The following is an 18,731-nucleotide window of genomic DNA, read 5'->3' on the forward strand; positions in this document are numbered from 1 at the left end:
TTTCAAAGATTATTCAAATTTCACCTATATACACCCTAGTACATCTTCGGATAAAAAACCTCTGCCCCCATGAAATCGCAATGGATAGAACCCCATTTATTCGATAGCTTGGGCCACCCGATCGGTAGTTGAGTGGCCAGTGGCGAATGCTAGTTGTATCTCCGTCGTCGTCACATAAAACAATAATGCTTACACGATTCTAAGAGCCTGTAGACAACGCAAGCACTAGAGAACACCCTATGTGCTACAAAGCTGGCTGTTTTAAACAGATGCCCCGTCCATCCCCTAACGAATCTGAATCAGTTACTGGTCGTGCTTGACGAACACTAAAGACACGAGCGCCGGAATAACAGTCAGGGACAAAACAACAAGATACGTCGCAACATGGCCATCGACGATCAGTAAACCCGCGAGCAGAGCAGAAATAGATGAGGCGCCTAAAAAGACCAGGCCACCGATGGAATCCACGCGCGAAAGATGCTCGTCATCGGTCATATACTGACTCAATGTACCCGAATAAATAAATAAGCCAACCCAGCAGAAATCTAGGAAAAATAACCCGGCCGACGCTAACGCTACCGAGTTAACAAGCCAGTACGTGCCAAGAATAGCCCCGACGCCCATGAGGGAAAGTAGGAGGACAGCACGATAGTTCGTCAGCGGAACAAAACGCTCGAGAACTAGAGAAGCAATGATTCCTCCGACACCAGAAGCAGCCATTGTGAAACCAACCTGCCATGGGGTGAGTTCCATATTGACATCGAGATGAACAACAACACCGTATGCGTAGCCCGCAGTTGTTGCTCCCAATGCGAACTGTACCGCCATCATTGCGGCGAGTGTGCGACTCTTGACCACATAGCCAATACCTTCATAAATATCATGGGCGATAACACGAAGCGAGAATTTCTTTTCGTTTCCATCTTTACGCACCGTTGGTTTATCTGGAAGCCGCGAATAAATAGCACCATTGAGGAATGACAATATGGCAGGCACAAACATGGCATATGCTCCGCCAAGAATCCCCACTAAACCACCTGAAATCGATGGTCCGCCGATTGCGGCAACTCCCTCTATCGTCTCGACTCGAGAGTTAAATTTCAGCATGGACTCGCGTCCCAAAACCTGAGGAACATAGCCCGCACTTGCAGCTGAGCCTAATTCACTTACCGCGCCACGAATAACACCTATAAGCACTATGATCGCAAGATTCACAACACCGCCCAACAGTAGCCATCCCAGCGCTGTCAAACACGCACCTTCAACGAGATAGCCTGCAAAAACAATCTTCCTGCGCGGTAACCGATCAGCGATCGCTGCCAGCGGTAAAGTGAGGAATAACTGTGTCGTTAAAGTAGCAGTAGCAAGAGTTGATGCCAATACGATCGAACCAGTAGCGTAAAGAAAAGCTAACGGAAGCGCGAGCTGGGCAATAGCATCGCCGATCAAATTAATGAGCATCGTAGTGTATAACTTACGATAAAGGACGTTCTCCGGATTCAATATTCTTTCACCTCAAAGGCATCATTGGAGCAGGTGTGCGCACACGAAGACCACATGAAGCAGCATAGAAACGGAAGATTTTTCAGAACCGTCCTATGAGTGTCTTTATGGGATTGTCCTTGTAGCAGACAATTCTGTAGCTTTCGTAGCGTATATCCAAAAATACATTGTTCACATTAGATATGCTCGTCCAGATTCTCTTTTCTGGAGTCATACTCATATATTTCTGCCGATCTGCTCTGGCGAGGCGAACCACGCACCCCAAAGATAGGTTCTGAATTTATTTTCGGCCCTTACCTTCGTCGCCGATATGTTTAGAAAATTACAAATAATAGCTATCAGCAACCTCTAAATTCCAATAAAGTAACGATAGACATTAATGGAACAAGTCCTCGGGCATCCATCATCATAGTTTGCGAAAACAACGTGGAGACTTGTCACAAATATTTCCTTCGGTGGTCGAGGAAGCAGGCACGCCTATCGGCAATCTCAGCTTCAAGCCCCTTAGAAAACGAGGTCACTATGTTTTCCATTGCAGCACACACAGTATCGATCTTTACTTTCTGAGCCTCGATCTCATCGTCAAGCACCTAGTTACGGGCTGTGGGTGCTTCGGTGGACTTGTCATTCTTATCGGAAAAGGAAGCCACCAGCTCCATCTCCGAGCCGTGTACTCGCATCTCACGGATAATGTCCGCAATCGTGCTTTTTGAAACCCACTCACCCCCAAACCAATCTTCAAACTAAATAAACTTTCAGCCGAGCGTGTCCAAATCTCAAAAAAGAAAAAGTGAAATAACCTAGACATGCCCGTCAGTAAAGCATTGTAGTGAGAGGATAATTATGGAAACTTCAACTATCATTGAGTGGACTTTCTTTGAAGAAATTCCTATCCCAGAGGATGTAAACCAGATCCTTATACAGGGTGAAGAGCCATATGCGGCTTACAAGACTATGCGTGATTCAGCTATTTTCACTTCAAAAAGACTTGTTATTCGCGATGCGCAAGGACTCACTGGGAAAAAGGTCGAAATTTACTCCATTCCATATTCATCAATCAACATGTGGTCGACTGAAAACGCAGGACGCTTGGATTTCAACGCCGAAGTTGAGCTTTGGACACGTGCTGGTCACCTCAAGATTAAACTTGGCAAGAAAATTGATGTCCGACGCATCGATAATCTTATCGCCAACTGCATTCTGGGCTCTACCCACTGACTGTTAGGTCCGCAGGGACGAAATCGTTGAAGAACCATTGACACAGCAACGGGGTAGTCTGTACAAAGAGTATAGACTACCCCGTGACAGTATCTATCTCGTTAGCGGTTCTTCCAGCGATATATACCGTAGGCAATCAGTTCAAAAACAACCCCGATGGTTAATATGACACCAAAAGCAACCAAGCCAGATATTAACGACCTACTTGAAATCCCTTCTTCAATAGCAAAGAAAGTAGCGGTTCCGAAAGGTAAGAGAAGAAAAACAAGCGCAAACGTGAAATAGCCAGTTACACGTTCTTTAACTGTTCCACCAGTCCCATCCTTCTTTTGCTCCGCACCATGCTGCTCCAACTGCGATTTCACCGATTAGACCTTCCAGTAATAGTTTATGTGCAAGTTTCTTTACTGCCCAGCTTGCATCTTTTTGACCTGCTCGCTGATTGATTCAGGGCCCTGTAGCCCATCACAGACCACGATTAACACGACACTGACGCCCCGGTTAGCTATCAGAAATGCCACAGCATCGTAACTTTCCCTCTGCAATTATACGTTCGAAAAATTTCCGGTAGTGACCAATATTTGACTCACCCTCATAAATCGGGTCAGCTTGTAACGACATGTTTTGACGGTACGCGAAAAGACAATCGATTCTGCCACTTCGAATATAGGGACTATGGATTTTTCGTATTTATCAGCGTAAATGTTAATGCGAATCCCACAGCAGTTAATATTGCCGAAATAACCAGCACTATTGGAAGCCCCGCTTGATCGGCGAGGAATCCACCCAAGATGGACCCGAACGGAATAGTACCCATACTCAACGCCCTGCCCGCGCTGGAGGTTCTTCCCAAGATGTTGGCCGGTACAAGCTCTGCGCTCCAACCCGCCATAGCAATATTAGCTACCACCATTGCTACTCCCCATAGAGTCGCGTGTAAATAAGCCGCCACCAGACCCCAAGTAACAGGAGCAACGCTTGGAATAATCAAGAAAAGTGCAGCAACCGCAAGTAGTCCATATCCAAAGAAAACCGTCTTTTCCTTTCCAAGCCTATCGATGATCCTGGTTGCTATTAGTGATCCGAGGAGCGCCGCAAATCCGGCAATGCCTGTGAAAATTGCGTAAACACTTGCCGAAACACCCATATGGGTAAGGAATAAGACTGACTCAATCGCCGAGGCCGTTGCTAGTGCAGAGTTGGTCAAGATCGTTATAATCGTGATGGTACGTAAAGGCGTATTGACCCAAATTTCCCGAAGCCCCCGCCCCAATGAATCATTAGCCGTGCCCTGTTCCTCGGCTGAAGCTTCCTTGTCACCCGTAGGATTCGTACGGATCAAAAGCCCTAATACGAGGGAGATAAGGGCAAGCACAAGCACTGACCAAGCAAAAACGTGGGAGCTCCAACCGAGGATTAAGGCTGCCAGCACAGGAACTGCGATGACAGCCGAGCTGTCAACCGATTGCAGTCGAGCATATACTCGAGCGATCTGATCGCTTCCCGCTAGACGACCGGCGGCAACTACTTGAGCAGATTCAGCACCAACTGCACCAAGACCAAATAAAGCGCCAATGCCGAGGATGATGGGAAAGCTCAGCCAACCGAAGGTAACAGCAGCAACAAGGGCTAAGAGCGCGCCCACCTTGAGTCCCAGGCTAAAGCCGAGGGCACAAAAAGTAGTAGATTTATCCGCGAAAAAACCGAGCGGTACCCCAAAGAGAATGAAGCCGATCGAGCCCACAGCATTGAGTATGCCCACCTCGGTCGCGCCAGCCTCAATACCCGCAACCAACAGAACCGGTAGCGCAAAATCAACAGCAGAACGCGCCACTGCATCTGAGGCATTCGAGGCATTCGAGGCATTCAACAGGCCAATCTGATTCCCGATGAAACCCCGACCATCCTTGTATCAAAAGTTGAGTACAAATGGTGGAGCATAGGGGATTCGAACCCCTGACCTTTTCATTGCGAACGAAACGCGCTACCAACTGCGCCAATGCCCCGTAACACAAATATTTTAGCAACTATTTGTGGAAAGAGTAAAATCTCCAGCCCGATATATATGCGACAATCGCTACATGAATCGAACGCTCGTTAAACGAACTGCTCAAGTCGTCTTCTGTGCGATTATTGGCTGGCTCGTCGTCCCCGGTATCGGCCCCGACGTCTTCACTCTCGAAGAAAGTCTCGGCTGGAAAGTCGGCCCAGATGACTGGCGAGGTCCACTCTCCCGCGTACCCTCTTATCAGATTAACGACGCCGAACTAGCCGCGTTGCTCGACACCATCCCTACTCGCACCACAACCAATGCACCCAAATACCAGCGTTCCGATTTCGGACCAGCCTGGTCCGATGTCGACCACAACGGTTGCGATACCCGCAACGATATTCTTACGCGCGATCTGCAGCATCTCACCTACAAAAACGGCACACACAATTGCGTCGTTACTCACGGCGATTTTATCGAACCCTACACCGGTCTCCATACCGAGTTTCAGCGGGGCCGCGAAACTTCGGCGTTAGTGCAAATCGATCACGTCGTCGCACTAGCAGACGCCTGGCAGTCCGGCGCCTGGACGTGGACTGCCGCGAAACGGGAACAATTCGCTAACGATCCGTTAAACCTGCTCGCCGTCGACGCCGATCAAAACCAAGAAAAAGGCGCCGCACACGCCGGGCAATGGCTCCCCGAAAACCGGAGTTTCCACTGTGCCTACGTCACCCGGCAAGTCGATGTCAAAGCCAAATGGGGGCTGTCGATGACGCAACGCGAACGCGCAACTATCGAACGCATCTTATCCGCGTGCTCGAAACAATAAAACGCGCTCGAAACAGCAATAGCCCTAAGCAACGATAAGAGAAAAATAAAATCGGCCAAGTTTCCTTGACCGATTTACTATGTGGAGCATAGGGGATTCGAACCCCTGACCTCTTCCATGCCATGGAAGCGCGCTACCAACTGCGCCAATGCCCCGTAAGACGAATTTAATCTTAGCTACTCACGGGCTGAAATTCCAACGTAGAAACTTCAAACTTACGTGAAACAAATCACCGAACTAAATCTTGGAAAGCCTGCGCGTCATTCGTCCATTGATTCCACGACTTCACCCGCATGATCGGCGTCGACTGCGGACGTACAACAAGCTGTGCCCAATGGCAATTATCTGGGCCTTGAAGCATGGTAGATTCCGAAGGATTCATCCCCATCAGCACACTCACACCATTAACAATGGCAGAACCGTGACTAACGAAAAGCAGCGTGTGCTCTACTGAATCGTCCTGCGCCCACTGGACGTATTCGCGCATCGCCTCAGCAACCCGCTCACCATTGGACAGCCGCGTCTCAACGCCAGCTACGGCAGGTTCGTGACCTGCTCGCCACCGCGCCCAGCCTTGCGGATAAGCTTCTTTAATTTCGTCCGACGTCATGCCTTCCCACGAGCCATATCCGCGCTCACGCAAGCGGCTATCGTGCTCGACTGGCAAGCCAACAAGATCGGCGACTGCCTGAGCAGTGTTTACCGCGCGGTCAAGATCCGAAGAAATGATTCGCGTGATCCCGAAAGAGCTCAGCTCCCCGGCCACAAACTTCGCTTGAGCCACGCCGACGTCGTTCAACGGAGTATTTTGCATACCCTGGATGCGCAGCTGCGCGTTATTCGCAGTCTGCCCGTGGCGTAGGATCAGGACCTGCTTAACACTCACAGCATTAACCTAGGAGATCTGATCTGCGGCAGTTGTGGCGTCTACTCCAGTAGCGTTATCGATTCCGCCAGAGAAGTAAGCTGCGAGAGCTGATTCTTGAGCGGCTTCGGAAGCCTGAATATCTTCCGGAAGTTCAATAGCCGGACAATCGCCCCAGAGCTTTTCAAGGGCATAGAATTCACGGTCTTCGTCCTGCTGGACGTGAACCATGAGGATACCGAAATCAAGCAGTACCCAGTGTGCTTCACCTTCCATGCCTTCGCGGCGCTTGCGGCGGCAGCCTGCCTTGTGGAGTGCTTCTTCGACAGAATCCACGATTGCTCGTACCTGACGCTCGGTTGAGCCGGATACGACGAGGAACGTGTCGGTTAATGCTAGACGTTCGGCGACGTCGATAGCAGTAATTGATGTTGCTTTAACATCTGCAGCCGCGCGCGCGGCGATAATGGTTAGGTCGATAGCTTCTTGAGTAGCGCTCACTGGGTTCCTTAAATTGTTTCGATAGCTGAACTATCAGAGTAAAAGTTCGGTGGTTTGGTCGGTAAACGTGGTGATTGGATCGGCTGAGAAGAATACCGAGGTGATTCCTAATCCGACGAGAACTCCCACAAGGGAGGCAATCAACAGAAGAAGGACATAGTTGAGGATTGTACGCTTGGTACTGATCTCATCATCCAGTTCGTCTTCTTCGTAGTAGGACATGCTACCACGCGAAGTGGCAGATACAGCAGGTTCGTGGATCTCTTGAGAAGACTCTGGGGTATGATCAGGCGACGTTAGCTGACCCAATTCCTCAGCCTCAATATCACTACCTTCTGGCATTACCGAGGTACGCGCAATCTCAGAAGATTGCTCGACGTTAGTCTCATCGTCAACCGACTGACGGCGAGTGAGCGAGAGTAGACGATCGCGCATTGGGGTATCCATCGTGTCGTCAGCTTCGCTGTTAGCCGCACCCGATTCTTCACATTCATCGGGTTCAACTGCTTGCTCATCGTTAGTGTGTTCACGCTCTTCTTGAGTCTCTACGGAAGAGCCCTGCTCTTGAGCATAACCAATGAGGGCGTCATGTTTTTCGATCGTGCCACTAGTTTCTTCGACGTTGTCGGCGACGGTATCGCCAGAAGTACTTTCCTGTACGTTCTCTTCTACTCCAGTTTGTTCTTCCACTACATCCTCGGCGGAAACTTGGGATTCTTCCGGCTTAGTGACCTTAAACCGAGAAAATACTGACGTGCGCTCTGGTTTGACGCTTTCAGTACGCTGTTCGTCAGCGGAAGTAGCCAGCGCAGATTCCGCAGTCTCGTGTTCACTTATTTCAGCACTAACTGCCGCTAAAGTACCTGTCTCAGCTTTGCGAGCCTCTCGTAGTTCTTTACGTGAAGGACGACGCAGGTGGAGTTCGGTAGTTTCACTGATATCTATGCCATCTGCGGGACGGACGCCGAGTTTACCCATTTTCTTTAACTGCCGACGACTCAATCGTTTCTCGTCACTCATGGCCTATCCATCCCTTTCACTGGGGTATTCGCTTCCTCTAATAACCCAGTATAACCGCCCGCAATAGAAGAAAGTGCGGTCGTTTGGGCTTCTTCTGGTCTATATAAATAATACTTGTTGATGTACTGAACTACGCCATCGGGGACCAAATACCATGCCGGCACACCATCACGAACTCGTTTCCGAATACCGGTAGACGATATCGCCATCGCCGGAATTTCAAGTAAAGACACCCCATCTTTTGGCAAGCCAGTCATATCTAGATCGTGCCCTGGCCGGCTTACCCCAACAAAATGGGCAAGACTCCACAACTCTGCGGAATCCTTCCATTGCAAGATTTGTGGCAGCACGTCAGCGCCTGTGATAAAGAAAAGTTCATCATCTGGATACTGTTTGCGAATGTCTCGTAAAGTATCGACAGTATAGGTTTTCCCACCGCGATCAATATCCACCCGGGAAACAGTGAAGCGTGGATTAGATGCGGTAGCGATCACCGTCATCAAGTATCGATGCTCCCCTAGCGAGATATGCCGCCCTTGTTTAAAAGGATTATCGGCCGCAGGAACGAAAACCACCTCGTCTAAGCCGAAAACATGTTGAGCTTCTGAAGCCGCAACAAGATGGCCGTGGTGAATCGGATCAAATGTGCCGCCCATGATACCAATACGACGACGGGATATATGTGACGGAGTACCGGCGGCTTCTTTATGGCCTGTATGTTGGGAATTAACCATGCCAATATATTACCTGATCTTGCCGAAAGCACTGAATATACTAGTAAAAAACTCGATTGAGAATATGCTAGAAACGAAAATTAATTTACCGGGGAATAACGACGGAGTTTTTGCGTTAGGGTTAATGACAAGACATATGGTTCTATAACCTCAAAGAAAGGTCTCCGATGGCTACCGTTGAAATCACAACAGATAACTTCAAAGATCATGTAAACTCCGGTATTACAGTGCTCGACTTCTGGGCAGAATGGTGCGGTCCGTGCCGAATGTTCGGTCCGACTTTTGAGGCTGTTTCTGAGCAGAATCCTGAGGTCACTTTCGGCAAGGTAAACACCGAAGAGCAAACTGAATTAGCTCAGGCTTTCCAGGTTATGTCCATTCCTACCGTTATGGTCTTCCGCGATGGCATCCGCCTTTACGAAGGTGCAGGTGCCCTCGCCCGTGATCAACTCCAGGCATTGGTGAAGAATGCTGCCGAACTCGATATGGACGAAGTTCGCTCCCAGATCGAGAAGGCCGGCGAGAAGAACTAAATCATTTCCCCGCTTAATGTGTGGTGGCGGTAAGCAGAAATTTGCTTGCCGCCACCACACATTTCATATTTTCCCTTTAAGGTATAGCCATAGATAATATCGGGCAGCCTGCTCAGATCAGCGACTGAGGTTTGACCTCTACACCGGCCCGACCCGACAATAATGGCAGAACACCCCGGATCAAAGAACCTAAATCAGTTGGTAGGGACGCAGGCAAAACAACTACGCCATCTGCAGCCCCCAGGCCAACCCAACGTTCAATCGCGTCCGCAACGTCATAGACTGTCCCAACAACTTTCGGTATTCCAGCAAATAGTTCTGTTCCGTAGATCGCTTCAACAAGTAGAGCACGTTCGTGGGCCGCTTGTGAATTCGCTGAGATAATAACCCCTAAGTCCGCGACGACTGGCAGATCTCGGCCGGCCTCGTGCGCTGCAGCCCGAATCCCGTAACGCAAACCACGTGCAACATGTGGGTCTTGTACTCGCATGCGAACCATATCTGCGTATCGGGCCACAAGCGAAGTTAGTTCACCGGTCAATGATTGTGCCGAGAGATTGATAATCAGTCCCACCCCAGCACGATGAACCGCGCACAATACATCGCAAAGTTCGCTTGTGAATTCTGTTTGATCGGTGATGTGAATAGCCAGCGATGCCCAACTAGAGGCATCCACTGCAACAGCGTTAAGCGCATCGGCTACAGCCTGGGGATTCGCCGCAACTTCCATCACAACACCCACGCCGGGTATGCTACGCAACTGCGCTCCTACCGCTACTGCATCGCCACAAGGATGTGCATGCGCCGTGTCTGCAAGGAATTCTGACGACAACGCGACGAAATCTAAACCGCCGGCGCTAGCCGCACGCGTTGCAGCAATCATTTTGCCGTAGTGAAACGGCTCAACCTCTTCGCCTGGAAGCAACCGATATGTTTGCACTCCGAGTAGGGACAAATCGATACCCACCCATGCAGCGGTAGTATGCTCGCGCTGACCTACCCCAGTAGTTTTACTTACGTCCTGTACTACCGCATCTCGGCTAACGTTCAAATCGATCGTCATAGTCATTCCTTGCAACTAAGCATCAACGAATCGTCGACGCGAAGACTCTTCCAAGTCCACACTGAGAAATCTACCCTGACAACAATTCACAAACAAGACATGCGCATTACTTTCCCCTTACCGAATCTTGACCTAAAGAGTTGAACGGTAAGTTTTACCCAAGAACCCGCCAAAAACTGCACTGAACAAAACCTAGGTGAAATGTCCCACAATAGGTGCTTAGTTGATCGCAAACCATGAATTACCACATGTATACGAGGCGTATCATGGTTTTCCATCAGGTAGATCACGGTCTTGGTAAACTCTCAGAATATTAGAACGTGGACCTAATTCCTTGGGTCCACGTTCTCATCAAAAGTCAAGAGTTTTATAGCTCATCACTATCCGGATCGGTCCACACGCCAGCTTGGCGCTCCATCCATAATTCCTGCCGAGCAGCTTCTTTAGCGTCCATCAGATCATGATATTGACTCTTACGCTCACGACGGGTGGGTCGGACACTTTCATCGAGACGAATATCGGTACCACGCGGACTAAGTAGTTCGGCGCCCGTAGCCATCGTTGGCTCCCAATCAAAGATCATGCCGTCTTCTTCGGTACCAATAACAACCATGTCTCCAGCGCGGGCTCCAGCCTTCATCAGTTGCTTTTCGACACCCAAAGTGTTCAACCGATCAGCAAGATAGCCAACAGCTTCATCGTTGGAGAAGTCAGTCTGGCGAACCCACCGCTCTGGCTTCGTTCCACGCACCTGGTAGAAGATCTTCTCCCCCTGACGGCGTTCAGTAACTGTAAAGGACGAATCCTCTTTCTTATCTAGTGGACGGATAACTGGACGCTGGGTTTCAGCCACAACTTCTTGCGCGCGAATATGATCCACAATCTCACCCAGCGCAAAGCCGAGTTCACGTAAACCTTCCCGAGAGACCGCCGAGACACTGAAAACTGCCAAACCTCGTGCCTTCAATTCATCAGTAACAAATTCAGCCATCTCACGAGCATCTGGCACGTCAATCTTGTTCAACACGACGATACGCGGGCGTTGCATCAACGGCACCCGTCCCTCAATCGGCGGAATAGTTTGCGCATAGGCAGAAAGCTCAGCTTCGATTGTTTCCAAATCTGTCAACGGATCACGGCCAGGCTCAAGCGTGGCACAGTCGAGAACGTGCACGATCGCGGCACAGCGCTCGATATGGCGCAAGAATTCGTGCCCCAGCCCCTTACCTTCAGAAGCTCCCGGAATAAGACCAGGCACGTCAGCAAGGGTGTAGCGCATCTCCCCTGCCTGAACCACACCGAGGTTCGGAACAAGAGTTGTAAAGGGATAGTCAGCAATCTTTGGCCGCGCGGCAGACATTGCAGCAATCAGCGAAGACTTTCCCGCCGACGGGAACCCGACGAGCGCAACGTCAGCTACTGATTTCAGTTCGAGAACGACGTCGATCGCTTCACCTTCTTCACCAAGCAAAGCGAAACCAGGGGCTTTACGCTTAGGCGATGCCAACGCAGCATTCCCGAGGCCACCTTGACCGCCTTCAGCAATAATGATCTCTACGTCACGACCGGTCATATCAGCCAAAATATTGCCGTCCATATCTTTAACGACTGTGCCGTTAGGTACGTTGACGATCAGGTCCTCACCACGTTTACCATGGCGTAGATCGCCGGCGCCCGGCTTGCCATTGGTAGCCTTCAAGTGTGGAGTGTGATGCAATCCAAGGAGGGTTGTTTCTTGAGGGTCAACTCGGAATATAATATCTCCACCGTGGCCACCATTTGCACCGTCGGGACCACCGAGCGGCTTAAACTTCTCGCGACGTACCGATGCTGCACCGTTACCCCCCTTACCTGCTTCCAGGTGGAGAACAACTCGATCTATAAAGCTTGCCATGTGGATAGTTTCCTTAAATTGCTGAAATATATGCACGAGAGGGTGGAGAGCTAAAGCCCTCCACCCTCTCGAGTATGTCGTGTGGGACTCGTGCCGATCAGGCTTGAGCCGCGACGATGTTCACGACCTTGCGATCACGGCGAGTACCAAACTCAACGTGACCGGTCTCAAGTGCGAACAGCGTGTCATCCTTACCGCGGCCAACATTGGCACCCGGGTGGAAGTGAGTGCCGCGCTGACGCACGAGGATCTCGCCTGCGTTAACAAACTCGCCACCGAAACGCTTAACGCCGAGGCGCTTTGCGTTAGAGTCGCGACCGTTGCTAGTAGAGCTAGCGCCCTTCTTATGTGCCATGTCTAGACCTTCTTCTATTTAACAGCTCGTTAGACGGTAAGTTATATGATCACTTAATATCGGTGATCTTAACACGAGTAAGCTTCTGGCGGTGACCTTGACGCTTACGGTAGCCTGTCTTGTTCTTGTACTTGATGATGGAGATCTTTGGACCCTTCTCATCGCGGACAATCTCGGCGCTAACCTTGGCTTTGATACCATCGGCCGCTGAGGTGATCTTGTCACCGTCGACGAGCATGATCGGCTCTAGCTCGACCTTGTCGCCAGCTTCGCCTGCAATCTTGTCCACAACGACGACGGAACCGACAGACACCTTTTCCTGGCGGCCGCCTACCTTGACAATCGCGTAAACCACGTTCTGCTCATCTCTGTCGAAACTGATGCACCCGGTTTCGGGTGCCCTGAAATTTATTAGCGCGATAAAGCACGCCAGCAATTAACGATACTGAAACACTGGAGCTGACACAAGTTCATCTCGAGCGATTCAGGCCACAATTCCCGACGTTCCCCCTCATCACTTCTTCACTGGGAAGCTCATAATCGCCGAGGATGTCCGAGTTGTCGGGATTATCGTGCCAGACGATGTCACCCGCCGCTTGACTTTCTTCACCGGCTGTTGTTCTGCTGCAGGCGCCGAGTGTTGTTTATCATCAGCTTTTTGCTCAAGCTTGGAGCTCTGGCGTCCACGCCCGTTATCTGCACCCAAGTCAGATGCCTTCGCACCTGTATTCTTGCGTTGTCGGCCACCCTTAGTGCGCGGCTGACTTTCTAGCTTTGGATTGTCGCGTTCATCAGTCTCACCTGACATGGTAACGTCCGTGTGTTCTTCAGAATTCTCATGCTTGGTTGTTGCTGCGGCGGCGATATTGGCTAGCGCTGCTTTGACCTCTTCATGCTTCGGATCAGAATCCTGAGCGCGAGCGCTCTCCTTCTTCTTAGATTCTTTCTTCGGAGAACGCTGAGTCTGCGGTTTCTCTTCATCCTTTTCAACTGGATGATCGTGTGTGATGTATCCACGACCCTCGCAGCACTCACAGGTAGTTGAGAAAGCTTCTACAAGGCCTTGACCAACGCGTTTACGCGTCATCTGAACCAATCCGAGCGAAGTCACTTCGGCCACTTGATGACGGGTACGATCGCGCCCGAGGCACTCGATAAGGCGCCGTAACACAAGATCACGGTTTGCTTCGAGAACCATATCGATAAAGTCGACAACAATAATTCCGCCGATATCGCGCAGACGAAGCTGCCGGACAATTTCCTCAGCCGCTTCAAGATTGTTACGGGTCACGGTTTCTTCAAGCGAACCACCCGAACCAGTGAACTTTCCAGTATTGACATCGATCACCGTCATAGCTTCAGTACGGTCAATAACTAAGGAACCACCCGATGGGAGGAAGACCTTACGATCAAAAGCTTTCTGAAGCTGCTCATCGACGCGGTTATCGTGGAAAATATCTTTCGACGATTCCCACTTTTCGAGGCGATCAACCAGCTCAGGAGAGAGTTCTTGTACGTATTGGGAAATTGTCTCCCATGCATTATCGCCGGAGATCTTCAATGTTCGGAAATCTTCGTTGAAGATATCGCGAACCACTCGAACAGCTAGTTCTGGCTCCCCTTTGAGTAACGACGGGGCGTTCTTAGAAGATTTTGATTTACGCTCGATATCGGCCCATGATTTCATCAACCGTTCAACGTCTTGTTTAAGCTGATCCTCACTGGCACCTTCAGCGGCGGTACGAACAATCACCCCGTGTTCTGCTGGCACAACTTCCTTAAGGATTTTCTTCAACCGGTTACGTTCGCGCTCCGGAAGTTTGCGCGAGATGCCAGTCATTGCCCCTGACGGAACAAGGACAAGATGACGACCTGCTAGGGTAATCTGCGCTGTCAAACGCGCACCCTTGTGCCCGATCGGATCTTTAGTCACCTGGACAAGAACCGGATCTCCGGATTTCAACGCCTGCTCGATCTTGCGTGGCTTACCTTCGAGACCAGCGGCGTCCCAATTGACTTCACCGGCGTAGAGAACTGCGTTTCGGCCTTTACCGATATCAACAAAAGCTGCTTCCATGGATGGTAATACGTTTTGCACACGGCCCAGATAGACGTTTCCGACCATCGAGGACTGAGTATGACGTGCAACGTAATGCTCAACTAAGACACCGTCTTCAATAACAGCAATTTGGTTCAGTCCATCACGTTCACGGATAAGCATGTCGCGGTCTACTGATTCGCGGCGCGCTAGGTACTCAGATTCGGTGATTGTTTGCCGACGGCGGCTCGAATCACGGCCTTCTTTCCTGCGTTGACGCTTTGCTTCAAGTCGGGTCGACCCCTTTGGCGCAGTCACTTCATCAGATACAGCTTCCGAAGATCGACGACGGCGACGACGACGTACTGATGGCTCTTCGCTTTCAGTTTCTGCCTCAGTGAGTTCAGCCTGGCTGGCTTTCGCCTTCTTGGTTTTATGCTGATTCGCTGCCGGTTCTGATTCCCCTGCGGCGTCCTTACCTTGCGGTGTTACTTTTTCTGTTTCGTCGACTTCAACCTCAGTTGAGCGGCGGCCACCTCGAGTACCTCGACGACGTTTACGTCCATTATCCGAGGACTCTTCAGCATCCTCAGATGGGGTGGAAATTGCTTCCTTAACCTCAACTGCAGAATCCGACACTTCATCGTTGTCAACTTTGCGTGTCCGTCGCGCACGCACAGCGCGTGCTACGTCTGGTTCTTGAAAGAGAAGAGACGTCATCGGAGCAACAACAGGAACCTCCGGTATCATCTCCGGTTGCGGATCTTCAGCGACGCCAGCAGAGAAAACGATCGACGTCGGGCTGATGCTTTTCTTCACTTTCGCGCGTGGCTTTTTCGAAAGTTCGGCGAGTGACTTCGCCACCGTGTCCGCCACTTCTTGTTTAGTGGACTTGCTCGAAGTCTTCTCAGTAGACGTTTTACGCGTCCGTTTGCGTGGTGCACTCTTTTCTTCAGGCACAACATTATCCATGGCTTCATCCGCCATCGGATACCCCCTATTTTCATATGCGTGCATCTCGCATATTAAGCTTAATTATCACAGCCTCAACTGTGGAAAGTCTCATTGGGTAGTCATCCCGGCAGCAACGCGTAATGCGGCGCACTTGAACGACTTTGGCAGTTCGATGCATAACAACCTGCCGCCAGTCTACATCGTTTGCCGAACAAACACATCTTCGCCCCGCCAATGGAGTCGGTTTTTCCGGGACTTATGGAATAGATGCCATTGAGGTCGGCTTTATTTCTCTTAAGTTTAGGACGAGCACCTGTTATGGGACAATAATCCCAAAATTACTTGGAGATGTTTGGTGTTTTAACTGGCAGACGGCACGTAAATAAGTCATCATTACATTATGGATTCAATGTGTCCCTAAAAGTTTGAGAAAGAAACACTCGAGCTCAATGGTTCATGTTGAAGCGGGTCTTAAGAGCCCATCCGGATAATTACTCTGTTAAACAGGTCGCACGGAAGGTGAATAAGGTGGATGTCCTCGACCTTGCGCGGTGGCAGTTCGGTATTACGACTGTGTACCACTTCATTTTGGTACCACTCACTATCGGGCTTTCTCCACTCGTTGCATATCTACAAACTAAATGGCTTCGAACAGGTGACACCAAATGGCTCAAGCTGTCCGAATTCTTTGGAAAAATTCTTCTCATTAATTTCGCATTAGGTATTGCCACGGGAATTGTCCAGGAGTTCCAATTTGGAATGACCTGGTCTGAGTACTCCCGTTATGTGGGCGATATCTTTGGTGCTCCGCTGGCATTTGAAGCTTTGCTTGCGTTCTTCCTCGAATCTGTATTCCTCGGTGTATGGATTTTTGGACGCGGACGGATCTCCCCTAAGGCACATACGATTTCAATCTGGCTCGTAGCTCTGGGCACAAACATCTCCGCACTTTTCATCCTCGCGGCAAATTCATTCATGCAAAACCCAGTGGGCGCTGTTGTTAACCCGGAAACTGGTCGTGCGGAACTTGATGGTATGGGCGGATTCCTCGAAGTTGTTTTCTCCACAACTACTCTTTATGCATTCGCGCACACCATTGCCGCATCCTTGATGGTTGCTGGCGCCATGATTGCCGGTGTATCGATCTGGTGGATCGTTCGCAACGTGCAACGTGCCAACGAAGCTGAAGCACGTGAACTATGGAAGCCCGCGGCACAGTTCGGTCTCAAAGTCCTTGCAGTAGCCGGAATTCTCGCCGTCACTACTGGCCATTTCATGGGCCAGCACATGTACGAAACCCAGCCGTCAAAGATGGTCGCAGCTATGGGCATCGCACAAAATGAAGAGAACGCCCCACTAGCTCTCTTGCTCACTGGAACAGAGCTTAAACAAGAGAACATCATTACCCTCCCCATTCCTGGCCTCGAGTCATTCATGGTCACCAACCACTTCTCTGGCCCGGAATCGATGCTCATGGGAGCGAAAGAAGTTCAAGAGCAGTACACCGAGATGTTTAGCGACGAATACGGTACTGATGTCAATTACATTCCAAACCCATTCATTGCTTTCTATTCATTCCGAATTATGATGGCACTCGGCTTTGCATCGATTGCACTTGCCGCGGCTGGTCTATGGATGTTGCGTGGCGATGGACTCATCCGTTCGGGTGGAGTTGCCAAGCTCTTTGTCTGGTCGATCACTTTCCCCTTCATTGCATCAACCTTCGGCTGGATTCTCACCGAAATGGGACGTCAGCCTTGGGTTGTCTACCCGAATATGCACGACGGAATGACAGCTACCCCAGCTGAGATGGTCAAGCAACTGACTAACTTCGGTGTTTCACAAAACGTAGTTCCAGCAGAAGTCTTCATCTCGCTGACTATCTTCACGCTGCTTTATGCAGCACTCGGCGTCGTCTGGTTTATCCTCATCAAGCGTTACGTGCGCGAGGGCGTTAACCCAACCAAGGACGTCGCTCACCAATTCGACCACACGAATGCCGATGTAAAGCTTAGCTTTGCATACTGAGGAAAGGGCACATAAAAATGGAACTTTCATTCCTTCAAATCCTATGGTTCATCCTCATCATCGTTTTGTGGATCGGCTACGTCACCCTCGAAGGTTTCGGCTTCGGTACCGGCATGCTATTGCGCATCTTGCCGCGTAACGAAAAAGAACGCCGTCTTCAACTCAACACCATTGGACCACACTGGGACGGAAACGAAGTATTTCTTCTTACCGCAGGTGGTGCAACATTTGCAGCATTCCCAGAATGGTACGCAACCATGTTCTCCGGTATGTACCTCGCACTCGTCCTCATCCTCGTTCTTCTCATCCTGCGTATTTCAGCAATCGAATGGCGCGGAAAGATCAACTCAGATAAGTGGCGGTCAGCATGGGACAACATCCATACTGGCTCGGCATGGTTAGCAGCTCTCGTGTGGGGCGTTGCCTTCGGTAACTTGGTCCAAGGCATGGGAATTCAGGTTGGAAAGTACGAAGTTGCGGGTGATCCGTCAACATTCATTCCTGCCGATCCTGCCCAGGTTGACGTTGCCCTCCAAGATGGTGCACAGCACTTCCTCACTGGAGGCTTCTTCTCCCTCTTCACGCCATTCACCATCGTTGCAGGTTTGGTTGTTGTCTCCTTGTTCCTCACCCACGGTGCGCTTTGGTTAGCGTTGAAAACCTCCGGCGATTTCTCTGAACGAGCAAAAGCACTAGCAAAGAAGACCTCTCTTGTTTCCACCGGCCTCACCGCTGTTTGGGCGCTGTGGGCATTCTTTGCTTACTCAACCACCTGGTTCGCACTCATCCCACTAGCACTAGCGGCTATTGGTCTTCTAGTTTCCACTTTCTTCACGCTCAAGGGAGCAGAAAAGGCTGGATTCTTCGCAAACATGGGTGGCGTTGCCTTCGCTGTCATCTTCATCTTTATGACCACCGTGCCATACGCACTGAAGTCCTCTATCGACGAAAACTACAGCTTGACCCTTGTTCAAGCTTCGGCAACCTCAGCCACCCAAACGGTTATGACCATCGCAGCGATTATCTTCGTTCCGATCGTCGCCATTTACACCATCTGGTCCTACCTATCGTTCTCACGCCGCTTGAGCGTGGATTCGCTCTCTGAAGAACCAGCTGGTTTACACCCAACTGAGGTGCGTGCTTTCGAACGCGCGTAATCTCACCGGGTTAACATAACCTTCCATGGTGGGCTGGCAACGGATA

The 18,731-nt window shown here is 50.4% G+C and carries 17 protein-coding genes and 2 tRNA genes; 5 read left to right on the forward strand and 14 right to left on the reverse strand.

What is annotated here, in order from left to right:
• Positions 1–303: 303 nt before the first annotated feature.
• Complete coding sequence (locus tag JTE88_RS05365) at positions 304–1,461, reverse strand: MFS transporter (protein WP_204423296.1); 1,158 nt, start codon at positions 1,459–1,461, stop codon at positions 304–306.
• A gap of 885 nt (positions 1,462–2,346) precedes the next feature.
• Between JTE88_RS05365 and JTE88_RS05370 the strand changes: the two genes are divergently transcribed.
• A complete protein-coding gene (locus tag JTE88_RS05370; protein ID WP_204423298.1) occupies positions 2,347–2,721 on the forward strand; it encodes a PH domain-containing protein in 375 nt (124 codons plus the stop codon).
• 101 nt (positions 2,722–2,822) lie between these two features.
• Here the strand turns inward: JTE88_RS05370 and JTE88_RS05375 are convergent, their stop codons facing one another.
• The 3 genes from JTE88_RS05375 to JTE88_RS05385 all read right to left on the reverse strand — a co-directional run bounded on the left by JTE88_RS05375 (position 2,823) and on the right by JTE88_RS05385 (position 4,727).
• Positions 2,823–3,086: a hypothetical protein gene (locus JTE88_RS05375; protein WP_204423300.1), complete on the reverse strand. Its 264-nt coding sequence runs from the start codon at positions 3,084–3,086 to the stop codon at positions 2,823–2,825.
• A 308-nt stretch (positions 3,087–3,394) separates the two neighbouring features.
• The gene (locus JTE88_RS05380; protein ID WP_204423301.1) at positions 3,395–4,591 is read right to left on the reverse strand and encodes an MFS transporter; all 1,197 of its coding nucleotides are present in this window, start codon (positions 4,589–4,591) and stop codon (positions 3,395–3,397) included.
• A 60-nt stretch (positions 4,592–4,651) separates the two neighbouring features.
• Positions 4,652–4,727, reverse strand: a tRNA-Ala gene (locus tag JTE88_RS05385).
• 75 nt (positions 4,728–4,802) lie between these two features.
• Between JTE88_RS05385 and JTE88_RS05390 the strand changes: the two genes are divergently transcribed.
• The gene (locus JTE88_RS05390; RefSeq protein WP_204423307.1) at positions 4,803–5,543 is read left to right on the forward strand and encodes an HNH endonuclease family protein; all 741 of its coding nucleotides are present in this window, start codon (positions 4,803–4,805) and stop codon (positions 5,541–5,543) included.
• Positions 5,544–5,625: 82 nt separating this feature from the next.
• Here JTE88_RS05390 and JTE88_RS05395 read toward each other — a convergent pair.
• The 5 genes from JTE88_RS05395 to nadD form a co-directional block, all read right to left on the reverse strand.
• Positions 5,626–5,698, reverse strand: a tRNA-Ala gene (locus tag JTE88_RS05395).
• 74 nt (positions 5,699–5,772) lie between these two features.
• Positions 5,773–6,429, reverse strand: a complete 657-nt coding sequence (locus tag JTE88_RS05400; protein WP_204423308.1) for a histidine phosphatase family protein — start codon at positions 6,427–6,429, stop codon at positions 5,773–5,775.
• Between the two features lie 9 nt (positions 6,430–6,438).
• Complete coding sequence (gene rsfS, locus JTE88_RS05405; RefSeq protein WP_204423315.1) at positions 6,439–6,909, reverse strand: ribosome silencing factor; 471 nt, start codon at positions 6,907–6,909, stop codon at positions 6,439–6,441.
• Positions 6,910–6,942: 33 nt separating this feature from the next.
• Complete coding sequence (locus tag JTE88_RS05410; RefSeq protein ID WP_204423316.1) at positions 6,943–7,929, reverse strand: hypothetical protein; 987 nt, start codon at positions 7,927–7,929, stop codon at positions 6,943–6,945.
• On the reverse strand, positions 7,926–8,663 hold the full coding sequence (gene nadD, locus JTE88_RS05415) for a nicotinate-nucleotide adenylyltransferase (RefSeq protein WP_239519490.1): 738 nt from the start codon (positions 8,661–8,663) through the stop codon (positions 7,926–7,928). The genes JTE88_RS05410 and nadD overlap by 4 nt, the downstream gene beginning before the upstream one ends.
• Positions 8,664–8,830: 167 nt before the next feature.
• Here nadD and trxA point away from each other — a divergent pair, with 167 nt between their 5' ends.
• Positions 8,831–9,196 carry a thioredoxin gene (gene trxA, locus JTE88_RS05420; protein WP_204423324.1) on the forward strand — a complete coding sequence of 122 codons (366 nt, stop codon included), beginning with the start codon at positions 8,831–8,833 and terminating at the stop codon, positions 9,194–9,196.
• 112 nt (positions 9,197–9,308) lie between these two features.
• Here the strand turns inward: trxA and JTE88_RS05425 are convergent, their stop codons facing one another.
• From JTE88_RS05425 to JTE88_RS05445, 5 genes are all read right to left on the reverse strand, one after another.
• A complete protein-coding gene (locus JTE88_RS05425) occupies positions 9,309–10,259 on the reverse strand; it encodes an LLM class oxidoreductase (RefSeq protein ID WP_204423326.1) in 951 nt (316 codons plus the stop codon).
• 367 nt (positions 10,260–10,626) lie between these two features.
• Complete coding sequence (gene obgE, locus JTE88_RS05430) at positions 10,627–12,153, reverse strand: GTPase ObgE (RefSeq protein ID WP_204423327.1); 1,527 nt, start codon at positions 12,151–12,153, stop codon at positions 10,627–10,629.
• Between the two features lie 97 nt (positions 12,154–12,250).
• On the reverse strand, positions 12,251–12,508 hold the full coding sequence (gene rpmA, locus JTE88_RS05435) for a 50S ribosomal protein L27 (RefSeq protein ID WP_013170278.1): 258 nt from the start codon (positions 12,506–12,508) through the stop codon (positions 12,251–12,253).
• Positions 12,509–12,557: 49 nt separating this feature from the next.
• On the reverse strand, positions 12,558–12,863 hold the full coding sequence (gene rplU / locus JTE88_RS05440) for a 50S ribosomal protein L21 (protein ID WP_013170279.1): 306 nt from the start codon (positions 12,861–12,863) through the stop codon (positions 12,558–12,560).
• 159 nt (positions 12,864–13,022) lie between these two features.
• Positions 13,023–15,533 (reverse strand): Rne/Rng family ribonuclease, encoded by a 2,511-nt coding sequence (locus JTE88_RS05445; protein WP_239519491.1) that lies wholly within the window; start codon positions 15,531–15,533, stop codon positions 13,023–13,025.
• A gap of 495 nt (positions 15,534–16,028) precedes the next feature.
• Between JTE88_RS05445 and JTE88_RS05450 the strand changes: the two genes are divergently transcribed.
• Both JTE88_RS05450 and cydB read left to right on the forward strand, forming a co-directional pair.
• Positions 16,029–17,528 carry a cytochrome ubiquinol oxidase subunit I gene (locus JTE88_RS05450; RefSeq protein ID WP_204423328.1) on the forward strand — a complete coding sequence of 500 codons (1,500 nt, stop codon included), beginning with the start codon at positions 16,029–16,031 and terminating at the stop codon, positions 17,526–17,528.
• 17 nt (positions 17,529–17,545) lie between these two features.
• Positions 17,546–18,685: a cytochrome d ubiquinol oxidase subunit II gene (cydB, locus tag JTE88_RS05455; protein WP_204423330.1), complete on the forward strand. Its 1,140-nt coding sequence runs from the start codon at positions 17,546–17,548 to the stop codon at positions 18,683–18,685.
• Positions 18,686–18,731 lie beyond the last annotated feature (46 nt).

It is taken from the genome of Arcanobacterium phocisimile (assembly GCF_016904675.1).
Taxonomy (GTDB): domain Bacteria; phylum Actinomycetota; class Actinomycetes; order Actinomycetales; family Actinomycetaceae; genus Arcanobacterium; species Arcanobacterium phocisimile.

Excerpts from the sequence above, each read along its gene's own strand:
- rpmA (WP_013170278.1), bottom strand. The coding sequence starts at position 12,508 with ATGGCACATAAGAAGGGCGCTAGCTCTACTAGCAACGGTCGCGACTCT.
- JTE88_RS05425 (WP_204423326.1), bottom strand. The coding sequence starts at position 10,259 with ATGACGATCGATTTGAACGTTAGCCGAGATGCGGTAGTACAGGACGTA.
- cydB (WP_204423330.1), top strand. The coding sequence starts at position 17,546 with ATGGAACTTTCATTCCTTCAAATCCTATGGTTCATCCTCATCATCGTT.
- JTE88_RS05410 (WP_204423316.1), bottom strand. The coding sequence starts at position 7,929 with ATGAGTGACGAGAAACGATTGAGTCGTCGGCAGTTAAAGAAAATGGGT.
- JTE88_RS05370 (WP_204423298.1), top strand. The coding sequence starts at position 2,347 with ATGGAAACTTCAACTATCATTGAGTGGACTTTCTTTGAAGAAATTCCT.
- trxA (WP_204423324.1), top strand. The coding sequence starts at position 8,831 with ATGGCTACCGTTGAAATCACAACAGATAACTTCAAAGATCATGTAAAC.
- JTE88_RS05445 (WP_239519491.1), bottom strand. The coding sequence starts at position 15,533 with ATGGCGGATGAAGCCATGGATAATGTTGTGCCTGAAGAAAAGAGTGCA.
- obgE (WP_204423327.1), bottom strand. The coding sequence starts at position 12,153 with ATGGCAAGCTTTATAGATCGAGTTGTTCTCCACCTGGAAGCAGGTAAG.
- JTE88_RS05390 (WP_204423307.1), top strand. The coding sequence starts at position 4,803 with ATGAATCGAACGCTCGTTAAACGAACTGCTCAAGTCGTCTTCTGTGCG.
- JTE88_RS05365 (WP_204423296.1), bottom strand. The coding sequence starts at position 1,461 with ATGCTCATTAATTTGATCGGCGATGCTATTGCCCAGCTCGCGCTTCCG.
- nadD (WP_239519490.1), bottom strand. The coding sequence starts at position 8,663 with ATGGTTAATTCCCAACATACAGGCCATAAAGAAGCCGCCGGTACTCCG.